This window comes from Lysobacter sp. F60174L2, assembly GCF_052547135.1.
The window spans coordinates 1091998-1102084 of record NZ_JBQWRA010000001.1; the positions used below are offsets into that span (position 1 = coordinate 1091998).

Sequence of the window (10087 nt, forward strand, 5' to 3'; positions counted from 1 at the left end):
GGGATCAGAACTTGTAGCGCGCCGAGATACCGAACAGGTCGGCATGGCCGTTGAACTCGCCGACCAGGCGCGAGCTGCTCGAGGACAGCACGTCGACCGACGGATCGTCGATCTGGATGTTCATGTAGGCCGCGTCGATGGTCAGGTTGTCCGACACGTTCCAGCCCAGGCCGATCGAGTACAGCATGCGGTCGTTGTCGGGCAGGCGCGGGGTGCGGGCCTCGTCGTTGGTCGGCGACTCGTCGGCCGAGACGCCGGCGCGCAGGGTCAGCGTCTCGCTGATGTCGTACTCGCCACCCACCGCGAACATCGAGGTGTCCTGCCAGTTGAACGGCTCCTGCCCGATCGGGGTGCCGTTGGCGCGGTAGATGTCCACCGACTCCAGCGAGCTCCAGTTGGTGCGCTGGTAGTCGGCCATCATGCGGAAGCGGTCGTTGAAGTCGTACTGCACGCTCGCGGTGTGCACCGCCGGGTTGGTCAGCGGGGCGTAGATCGCGCCGTCGTCGTAGGTGTGGATGCCGAACGCATTGAAGACACCCGCGGCGCTGGCCGGCACGGTGAAGTCGGCATTGCCCTCGAGGTCGTGCTCGATCTCGGAGCGGTGCGAGTAGCCGAACGCGAGCTGGTCGTTGACACGGTACTGCAGGCCGAAGACGTAACCGATGCCGTTGTTGTCGCCGGTGAACGCGACCTCGCCGTCGGCCGAGCCCGGGGCGAAGCCCGGAACGCCCTGCGCGGCCAGGCCGGCGCCGAAGTCGATGCCGTTGGACAGGGTGACCTCGGCGCGCTCGTAGATCAGGCCGGCGCCGATCGACAGGTGCTCGTCAAGCTGCAGCGCCGCCGAGAAGGTCAGGTCGATGGTCTTGAGGTCGGAGGTGATCGCGTTGTAGCGACCGACCCAGTCGGAGTCGTATTCGGTCTTCAGGCCGAACGGCGCGCCGATGCTGGCGCCGACGGTCAGGCCTTCGAACGCGCCGCTCAGTGGCACCACCACGGCGAGCGCCGGCACCGCGGTCGGCTCGCCCGGGTCGCCGCCGTCGCCGCCGGCCACCGGGGTGCCGAACGCGCTGGTGGCCGAACCGTTGAACTCGGCGGTGAGGTCGATCACGGTGAGGTCGGCCTGCACCGTGGTGCGGTCGAGGTTGGTCATCGCCGCCGGGTTGTTGGAAACGACGGAGGCATCATTCTGGGCAACGGTGGTGCCCGCGTTGGCGCGACCCAGGTTCTGGACGCTGTTCTCGCGGATCTGGAAACCGGTCGCATGGACCTGGCCCAGTACAAGCGCGCCGGTGATGCCCAGCGCGAGCGCCGACAGGCGGGAAGTGCGGTGTGCGTGCTGCATGCTTGAAATCTCCAATTGGCGTGTCATCGGGCGATTCTGTTGTTATGGGGCTGCCATACGGCGCCGTCTGCACTATAGCGTTTAACCCTGCCCTAACAACCCCACCCCGCGACCCTTTTGCGGGCATGATGTCCGGGCGGATCAGACCGTTGCCTATTCATGTTCATTGCGATCCCCTCCCGCCACAAATCCTCCCTGCGATGGGCCACCCCGTTGCTGTTCGTGGGGCTGTGGGGCTGCTTCACCTGGCTGACCCTGCTGCCCGACGCCGACCAGCGCGAGTTGCTGCTGGACTGGGGTGCGCTGTCGGGCGGCCTGGGCAGCTCGACCGGCTGGCGACAGGCCTTGCAGAACGACAGCCTGCTGCGGCTGGTCACGGCGTTGTTCCTGCATGCCGACTGGGCCCACCTGCTGGGCAACCTGGTGTTCCTGCTGATCTTCGGCCTTCCGGCCGAGCGGGCCATGGGCTCGTGGCGGTTCGGTTTGCTGTTCCTGCTGGGTGGCGCGGCCGCCAACCTCGCCGCGGTGATCGCGATCGCGACCCCGGATCGGTTGATCATTGGCGCCAGCGGCGCGGTGTCGGCGCTGATCGGCGCGTACCTGGCGCTGTTCCCCGGCGCCCGGCTGGGGGTGGTGGTGCCGCTGGGGTTGTTCCTGCAGTTCGTGAAGGTGCCCGCCGCCCTGCTGATCGGGGTATGGGCATTGCTGCAGGTGGTGTTCACCTTCATCGGCCCGGCCTTCGGCGCGATCGCATGGTCGGCGCACCTTGCCGGCTTCGCGTTCGGCGGCGCCTTCGCACTGCTCGCGCGGGCGGGGATCGCGCGACGGATGCGCCGCACGCGCGGTTACTGAAGCCGGGATACCCGGCGGCGGCCCGGGGCGGAGCTCAGCCTTTCGGCACCGGCTTCGCGGTCGCCACCTGCTTTTTCAGTTCGACCAGGGCCGCGGCGATGTAGCTGTCGCCATCGAGCACGTCACCGGCATTGATGCCCGGCTGGTCCTCGCCGTCACCACTGAGGTGGCCGGGCAGGTCGGCTTCGGAATACGGTGCCGGGCCGCCGTTTTCGGCGTCGCCGTCCGCATGCAGCACCACGTCGGGCACGATGCCCAGCGCCTGGATCGACTTGCCGCTGGGCGTGTAGTAGCGCGCGGTGGTGAGCTTGACCGAGTCGCCGTTGTCGAGCGGCAGCAGGGTCTGCACCGAACCCTTGCCGAAGGTGCGGCTGCCGACCACGCGGGCGCGGCCGTTGTCGCTGAGGGCGCCGGCCAGTACTTCGGACGCGCTGGCCGATCCGGCATCGACCAGCACCACCACCGGTGCGCCATCGAGGCGATCGCCCGGGGTGGCGCTGAACACCGCGTCGCTGACCGCGATCCGGCCGCGGGTGCTGACGATGCCGCCATCCTCGAGCAGGGCATCGGCGATCTGGACCGCGGAGGTCAGCAGGCCGCCGGGATTGCTGCGCAGGTCCATCACCAGTCCGCGCAACCGGCCACCGGCCTCCTCCGACAGGCCCGCCAGCTGGCGTTCGAAATCGGCGGCGGTGTCGGCCTGGAAGGCACTGATCCGGACATAGCCGTAGCCCGGCTCCAGCATCCGGCTGCGCACGCTGGCGATGCGGATGGTCTGGCGTTCGACGGTGAGGTGCACGGGCTCGTCGACGCCATCGCGGACGATGGTCAGCTCGACCGAGGTTCCGGGCTCGCCGCGCAATGGCGCGGACTCGTCGTCATCGCCGGCGGTGAGGCGCTTGCCGTCGATCTCGACGATCAGGTCGCCGGCCTTCACTCCGGCGCGCTTGGCCGGGGTATCGTCGATCGGCGCAATCACGCGCAGGGTGCCGTCGGGCTGGCGAAAGATTTCCACGCCGATGCCGTCGTAGTTGCCGCGCGACTGCTCCTCGAAATCCTCCGCCGCGTCGCCTTCGAGGTAGGCGCTGTGCGGGTCGAGGTCGAGCAGCAGGCCGCGGATCGCCGAGTGCATCAGTTGCTCGTCGTCGACCGGCTCGACATAGGCGGCCTTGACCGCGCTGTAGACGGCGACGTAGCGGCGGATCTCGTCGAGCGGGATCTTCGACCCGCTGTCGGCCGCGCTTTCCCCGGCCGCGACGGCGGCACCCGCCTCGGCGGGAGCGGCCTGCGCCGGAGTCGGCTCGACCGGCTCGGCCGGGGCCGCGTCCTGCGCGAGGACTGGTGTGGCGGCGAGCAGCAGCGCAATGGCGAGGGCGGACGCAACGGGATGACGCAAGGGCATGGAGGAACTCCGGAAACGATGGAGATCGGACCGCATGCGGCCCGGGTTCGTTCCGACCGGTGCTGTTGCGGGCCGGAGCGACGGTTCAGCCCCGATCCTGGGGGGCGGGAACGGAAAGTTTCGTAAAGGTCGATGCATCCGCGCGATCAACGATCGAGCCACGTACCCGGGTTGACCGGCTCGCCATTGCGCCGCAGCTCGAAATACAGCGCCGGACGACCGTGGCCGCCGGAGCTGCCGACGGTGGACACCGCATCGCCGCGGCTGACCGTATCGCCGGCATCGTGCAGCAGCGCGTCGTTGTGGGCGTACAGGCTCATGTAGCCGTTGCCGTGGTCGACGATCAGGATCAGTCCGAAGCCGCTCATCCATTCGGCGTAGACCACCGTGCCATCGGCAACCGCCTTGACCGTGCTGCCGGCGCCGGCCCCGATCAACAGGCCCTCGCTTTTGCGACCGTCGGGCAGCTTGGCGCCGTAGCCGGCCAACAGGGTGCCGGCGAGTGGCCAGCCGGCTCCGCCGACCGCGGGTCCGGTGGCGGCGACCACGGGTTTGCGGGACGGCGACGGGGCGGGCTGGCCGGCGCGGCGGGCGGCTTCGCGGGCCTCGCGGGCTTCGCGTTCGGCCTTCTCGGCGGCGGCGCGGCGCTGGGCTTCGGCACGGGCGGCGGCGGCGCGCAACTGCTTCAACACTTTCTCAAGGCCCTTGGCGTCACGGCCGAGCGCCTGCTCGCGGCCGCGTTTGTCCTGGTAGCGCTGGTCGAGCGTGGCGACCAGTTTTTTCCGCGACTCGCGGTCGCGCTCGAGTTTGGCGAGCTGCTCGCGCTGGCGTTCACGGGTGGCTTCGAGCTCGGCGCGACGGGCGGCGATTTCGCGTTCGACGGCATCGAGTTCGGCCAGTTCGCCGGTCAACGTGCGTATCCGGTCGGCCCGGTCCTTCTGTACGTACCGGTGGTAGGTCAGCAGGCGATTGGCATCGGCGACGCGGTCCTGCGCCAGCAGCAGCTTCAGCGGTGCCGCGTCGCCCTGGGCATAGGCCGCGCGCAGGAGGCCGGCGAGTTCGTCGCGGCGGTTGCCGAGCGTGCCTTCAAGCGCGGTGCGGCGTTGCTGCAGTCCGGCGAGCTTTTCCTCGCTGGAGGCCAGTTGCTGCCGGGTCGCGCGCAGTTGCCGGCTCGAGGCGGCGACCTGTTCGTCGGCGGCGCGCAGCTCGCGGGTGGCGGCGCCACGTTTGGATTCGATCTCGCGGCGTTCGGCGGCGACCGATTTGAGTTCCTTCTTGATCGTCTGCAGCTTTTTCTCGGTTTCGCGGCTGCTCTGGGCGGCGGCAGGCGTCGCCGCCAGGCAGGCGGCGAGCATGGCGACCGCGGCGACGATCCGCGCCATCAGCCGGCCGACCGGTCCGTGCCGCGGTCCAGCAGCAGGCTCTGGCCGGTCATTTCGGCCGGTTGCGGCAGGCCCAGCAGGTCGAGCAGGGTCGGGGCGACATCACGCAGGGCACCGCCGCTACGCAGGTCGGCCGCGCGCGGGCCGAGGTAGGCGAGCGGCACCGGACCGACGGTGTGCGAGGTGTGCGGCTGGCCCGAGACCGGGTCGCGCATCATCTCGACATTGCCGTGGTCGGCGGTCACCAGCAGCGCGCCGCCGGTGTCACGCACGGCTGCCACCACCGCGCCGATCGCGACGTCGACCGCCTCGACCGCCTGCACGGCCGCCGCGAGGTTGCCGCTGTGGCCGACCATGTCGGGATTGGCGATGTTGCAGATGGCGACGTCGATGTCGCCCGAGCGGATCGCCGCGGTGAGCCGGTCGGTGACTTCGGGGCAGCTCATCTCCGGCTGCAGGTCGTAGGTCGCGACCTTCGGGCTCGGCACCAGGGTCCGGGTCTCGCCGGCGTAGGGTTCCTCGCGGCCGCCGCTGAAGAAGAAGGTGACGTGGGCGTACTTCTCGGTCTCGGCGATGCGCAGTTGCCGCAGGCCGTGGTCGGCCAATACCTCGCCGAGGGTGTTGCGCAGGTCGTCCGGCGCGAACGCCAGCGGCGCCGGCAGCTTGGCGTCGTACTCGGTCAGGCAGGTGAATCGCGACAGCGCCGGGCGGCGTGCCTGGAAGCCGTCAAAGCCGGGCGACACGAACGCCGCGGTCAACTGGCGGGCGCGATCGGCGCGGAAGTTCATGTACACCACCGCATCGCCATCGGCCATCGGGGCCGGCGCGCCGATCACGGTGGCGGCGACGAACTCGTCGTTCTCGCCGCGCGCATAGGCCGCATCGAGCGCGGTCAGCGCGTCATCGGCGTGCTGTTCCGCGACAGCTTCGACGATTGCGTCCCAGGCCAGCCGCTGGCGATCCCAGCGCTGGTCGCGGTCCATCGCGAAGTAGCGCCCGCAGATGCTGGCGATGCGCGCGTTGCCGGCGTGGTCGCAGGCGGCCTGCAGCTTCTCCAGGCTCGGCCGCGCCGAGCGCGGTGGTGTGTCGCGGCCATCGAGGAAGGCGTGCACGGCGACCTTCGGCACGCCTTCGCGGCGGGCCATCTCGATCATCGCGAAGAGGTGGTCTTCGTGGCTGTGGACACCGCCCGGCGACAGCAGGCCGAGCAGATGCAGGGTCGAGTCGCCCGACTTGGCGGCGGTGCAGGCGGCCCGCAGCTCGGTGTTGGCGAAGAAGCTGCCGTCCCCGATCGCCGCGTCGATCCGGGTCAGGTCCTGGTAAACGATGCGGCCGGCGCCAAGGTTCATGTGGCCGACTTCGGAGTTGCCCATCTGCCCGTCCGGCAGGCCGACATGGCGGCCTTCGGTGTGGATGAGGGTGTTGGGCGCGGCAGCCAGCAGCGCGTCCCAGTTCGGCAACCGGGCCTGGGCCAGCGCATTGTCGGCGGTCTCTTCGCGGTGCCCCCAGCCATCGAGGATCAGCAGCACGACGGGACGAATGGCAGGCGCCGGCGGGGCGGACTCGGGGGATGCTGGCACTGTGGGGCTTCCGGTTGTTCGGGCAGGCCCCGATTGTAGCGAAGCCGAACCCGCGGGCCGCCGGGTAAACCCTTTCCCCGCCGCGCGCATCACAGACCATACATCCACTGACCCGGGACCGACCCCTCATGACCGTCCAACGCCTCGCCCTCGCCCTTTCGCTGGCCCTGTTCACCGCCGCCCCGGTGGCACTCGCCTCCGACGACCACAGCAAGGTCAACGGATCGATCGATATCGCCGCGGGTGAGGTTGCCGGGGATGTCGAGACCGTCAACGGCTCCATCGACATCGCCACGGGCGCCCGGGTGGAAGACGCCGCGACCGTCAACGGCGGCATCGATGTCGGCGACGACGTGCACGCAAGCGGCGTGTCGACCGTCAACGGCGACATCCAGATCGGCACCGGACTGCAGCTCGACGGCGATGTCGAAAGCGTCAACGGCGGGATCTTCGTCGACCGCGGCAGCAGGATCGGCGGCGGGGTCGAAACGGTCAACGGCTCGATCGGCCTGGTCGGCACCGAGGTCGTCGGCGACATCGAGACCGTCACCGCCGACCTCACCGTCGGCGCCGACTCGCACGTGCGCGGCGGCATCCATTACGAGAAGCCTCAGCCGACGTCGTTCAGTTTCCGCAAGCGCAATCCGCGGGTGATCATCGGTCCGAACGCACGGGTCGACGGGGCGATGGTGTTCGAGCGCGAGGTCGAGCTGTACGTCCACGAGAGCGCGAAGATCGGCGCCGTCACCGGTGCCACCGCCGTGCGCTACGAAGGGGACCGGGCGCCGAGCGGGAACTAGCGGACGAACCGGGACCCGCGCGCTGGCGGGTTGCGGGGACGCTGCTACCATCGGGCGTCCAGTCGCCTCCGGAGGCTCCATGTCACGCATCCCGCCCCTGTCCGCCATGGCCGCCGCCATGGCCGCCGCGTTCGTACTCGCGGCCTGCAACAAGCCGGCCGAGGCGCCGGTCGAATCGACCAGCGCCGAGCCCGCCGGGGCACAACCCGACCACGCGTTCGACCCGGCCATCACCGCCGGTGATTTCGCCGCGCACGTGCAGACCCTGTCGTCCGATGCGTTCGCCGGCCGCGCGCCGGGCAGCGTCGGCGAGGAAAAGACCGTCGCCTACCTGGTCGAGCAGTTCAAGCGCCTGGGATTGCAGCCCGGCAACGGCGACAGCTACCTGCAGACCGTGCCGATGGTCGAGACCACCGCCGACCCGTCGACCGTGCTCACCGTGACCGTCGACGGCAAGCCGCGCGAACTCGCATACGGCACCCAGATGATGGTCGGCACCCGCAGCGGCAAGCCGCAGGTCAATATCGACGACAGCGAACTGGTGTTCGTGGGCTACGGCGTCAACGCGCCGGAGCTGGGCTGGAACGATTACGCCGGGATCGACGTCAAGGGCAAGACGGTCGTCATGTTCGTCAACGACCCGGGCTTCCATACCCAGGATGCCGGGTTGTTCGAGGGCAACCGGATGACCTACTACGGTCGCTGGACCTACAAGTACGAAGAGGCCGCGCGCCAGGGCGCCGCCGCGGCGCTGATCATCCACGACACCGAGGGCGCGTCCTACGGCTGGGACGTGGTGGAGAACTCCTGGTCCGGCCCGCAGTTCGACCTGCCGGCCAAGGACGACCCCGAACCGCGCCTGCCCGCGCAGGGCTGGATCACCGGCGACACCGCGCGCACGCTGCTCGGCGACCTCGGGCATGACCTCGACGACCTGTACAAGGCCGCCAACACGCCCGGGTTCAAGCCCATCGAACTCGACGCCACGCTGTCGCTCGACCTCAGAAGCACCACCACCGAGAAGTCCTCGCAGAACGTGCTGGCGCGACTGCCCGGCAGCACCCGCCCGGACGAGGCGGTGATTTACATGGGCCACTGGGACCACCTCGGCGACCACGGCCACGACGGCGAGGCGGCGGCCGGCGACGACAGCATCTACAACGGTGCGATCGACAACGCGACCGGCATTGCCGGCATCCTCGAGATAGCCGAAGCCTTCGTCGCGCAGGAGCCCGCACCCGAACGCTCGGTGCTGTTCCTGGCCGTGACGCTGGAGGAATCCGGCCTGCTCGGGTCGAAGTACTACGTCGCCCACCCGAGCGTGCCGCTCGACAGGACCGTCGCCGTGATCAACCTCGACGCAATGCCGGTGATCGGTCGCACCCGCGACATGACCGTGGTCGGGCTGGGCAACTCCGAACTGGAGGACGTGCTCAAGCAGGTCACCGACGGGCAAGGCCGCGTGCTGCACGCCGAGGCCACGCCCGAGAGCGGTTTCTACTTCCGCTCCGACCATTTCAACTTCGCCAAGGCCGGGGTGCCCGCGCTGTATGCCAAGGGCGGCGAGGAACTGGTGGAAGGCGGCGTCGATGCCGGCCAGGCCGCGCATCTGGACTACCGCGACAACCGCTACCACCAGGCCTCGGACGAGTTCGACCCGGCCTGGAACATGGATGGCGTGGTCGAGGATCTGCAGGCGCTGTATGGCGTGGGTGAGGTCCTCACCAGGGACGGACAGTGGCCGAACTGGTACGAGGGCAACGCGTTCCGCGCCGCTCGCGACGCGATGATGACGCCGGAACCGGCTGCCAGATAGCCGTCAACCCGCGTTCCCGACAACGGCGCCCGACGGCGCCGTTGTCGTTTTCGGATAATCTTGCACCTTTCCCGGTGCGTGCTCTCCATGACTCTCGGTGTTGCCTGCAGGTATGTGCGTCCCGCTGCCCTCGCCGCGGCGCGGCGGGGCGTGGACGAAGTGCATCCCGGGGGCAGCGATGGCTGCCGGTGCGGGCGCGTGGGTCGCCTGCCATTGTGAGCGAACTTCCAGCCCACACCGCGCAATCGCTCGAAGCCGCCATCCGCGACGATGGCTTTGCCTTCGTCGACCATGCCGCGACCCGCACGCTGCTCGAGCGGTTCGGCGGGCTCGATGACTGGGACGGATTTGTCGCCAGCTGGAACGGGCTCGGCGTCGATACCTACCTCGCCGCCACCGGACGCCAGCGGCGCCGTCGGCATTGCGTGTTCTCGGCCTCGCCAGGCCAACCGGTGAAGCCGGAGTCGCATCAGCCGCATTACCAGAGCGTGGATTACAACCGCTTGCAGGGCGGTATCGAGCGCTGGTTCGAGCCGGTGCTGCCGCACATCATCGCGCATCCCTGCCTGTCCACGATCCTCGATTTCAGCCGCGCGGTGTTCGAGCATATCGAGCCGACGCCACCGCCTTCCTGGAAGATCGAAGTCCACCAGTTCCGGATCGAAGCCGATGCCCGCAACCCGGGCCAGCCCACGCCCGAAGGCATGCATCGTGATGGCGTCGACTATGTTCTGGTGCTGCTCATGGACCGCGAAAACGTCGCGAGTGGGACCACCACCATCCACGCCGATGACGGCCGGGAGTTGGGAAGCTTCACCTTGACCCGCTCCCTCGATGCCGCCCTGGTGGCGGACGCGCGGGTCTACCATGGTGTAACGGCGGTGACGCCGCTGGACCCGGGTTTGGCATCGCA

The 10087-nt window shown here is 69.3% G+C and carries 8 protein-coding genes; 4 read left to right on the plus strand and 4 right to left on the minus strand.

Annotated elements, in window-relative coordinates; genetic code table 11:
* Nucleotides 1–4: 4 nt before the first annotated feature.
* Entirely contained in the window at nt 5–1369 is a 1365-nt protein-coding gene (locus tag ACT9AS_RS04935; protein WP_445098989.1) for an outer membrane protein transport protein, read from the minus strand.
* 132 nt (nt 1370–1501) lie between these two features.
* On the opposite strand from ACT9AS_RS04935, the gene ACT9AS_RS04940 reads away from it, so the two are divergent.
* The gene (locus ACT9AS_RS04940) at nt 1502–2194 is read left to right on the plus strand and encodes a rhomboid family intramembrane serine protease (RefSeq protein WP_445098990.1); all 693 of its coding nucleotides are present in this window, start codon (nt 1502–1504) and stop codon (nt 2192–2194) included.
* A 34-nt stretch (nt 2195–2228) separates the two neighbouring features.
* On the opposite strand, the gene ACT9AS_RS04945 is transcribed toward ACT9AS_RS04940, so the two are convergent.
* From ACT9AS_RS04945 to gpmI, 3 genes are all read right to left on the minus strand, one after another.
* A complete protein-coding gene (locus ACT9AS_RS04945; protein WP_445099036.1) occupies nt 2229–3590 on the minus strand; it encodes a S41 family peptidase in 1362 nt (453 codons plus the stop codon).
* Nucleotides 3591–3742: 152 nt separating this feature from the next.
* Nucleotides 3743–4978: a peptidoglycan DD-metalloendopeptidase family protein gene (locus ACT9AS_RS04950; protein WP_445098991.1), complete on the minus strand. Its 1236-nt coding sequence runs from the start codon at nt 4976–4978 to the stop codon at nt 3743–3745.
* Nucleotides 4978–6558, minus strand: a complete 1581-nt coding sequence (gene gpmI, locus ACT9AS_RS04955; protein WP_445098992.1) for a 2,3-bisphosphoglycerate-independent phosphoglycerate mutase — start codon at nt 6556–6558, stop codon at nt 4978–4980. The genes ACT9AS_RS04950 and gpmI overlap by 1 nt, the downstream gene beginning before the upstream one ends.
* 128 nt (nt 6559–6686) lie before the next feature.
* On the opposite strand from gpmI, the gene ACT9AS_RS04960 reads away from it, so the two are divergent.
* From ACT9AS_RS04960 to ACT9AS_RS04970, 3 genes are all read left to right on the plus strand, one after another.
* On the plus strand, nt 6687–7358 hold the full coding sequence (locus tag ACT9AS_RS04960; protein WP_445098993.1) for a hypothetical protein: 672 nt from the start codon (nt 6687–6689) through the stop codon (nt 7356–7358).
* A gap of 79 nt (nt 7359–7437) precedes the next feature.
* Entirely contained in the window at nt 7438–9174 is a 1737-nt protein-coding gene (locus ACT9AS_RS04965; protein ID WP_445098994.1) for a M28 family peptidase, read from the plus strand.
* A 215-nt stretch (nt 9175–9389) separates the two neighbouring features.
* On the plus strand, nt 9390–10087 hold a 698-nt coding region (locus tag ACT9AS_RS04970; RefSeq protein ID WP_445098995.1), incomplete at its 3' end, for a 2OG-Fe dioxygenase family protein.

Bases quoted from the DNA above. Each gene is read 5' to 3' on its own strand.
- ACT9AS_RS04935 (WP_445098989.1), bottom strand. From the start codon at position 1,369: ATGACACGCCAATTGGAGATTTCAAGCATGCAGCACGCACACCGCACT.
- ACT9AS_RS04940 (WP_445098990.1), top strand. From the start codon at position 1,502: ATGTTCATTGCGATCCCCTCCCGCCACAAATCCTCCCTGCGATGGGCC.
- ACT9AS_RS04950 (WP_445098991.1), bottom strand. From the start codon at position 4,978: ATGGCGCGGATCGTCGCCGCGGTCGCCATGCTCGCCGCCTGCCTGGCG.
- ACT9AS_RS04960 (WP_445098993.1), top strand. From the start codon at position 6,687: ATGACCGTCCAACGCCTCGCCCTCGCCCTTTCGCTGGCCCTGTTCACC.
- ACT9AS_RS04965 (WP_445098994.1), top strand. From the start codon at position 7,438: ATGTCACGCATCCCGCCCCTGTCCGCCATGGCCGCCGCCATGGCCGCC.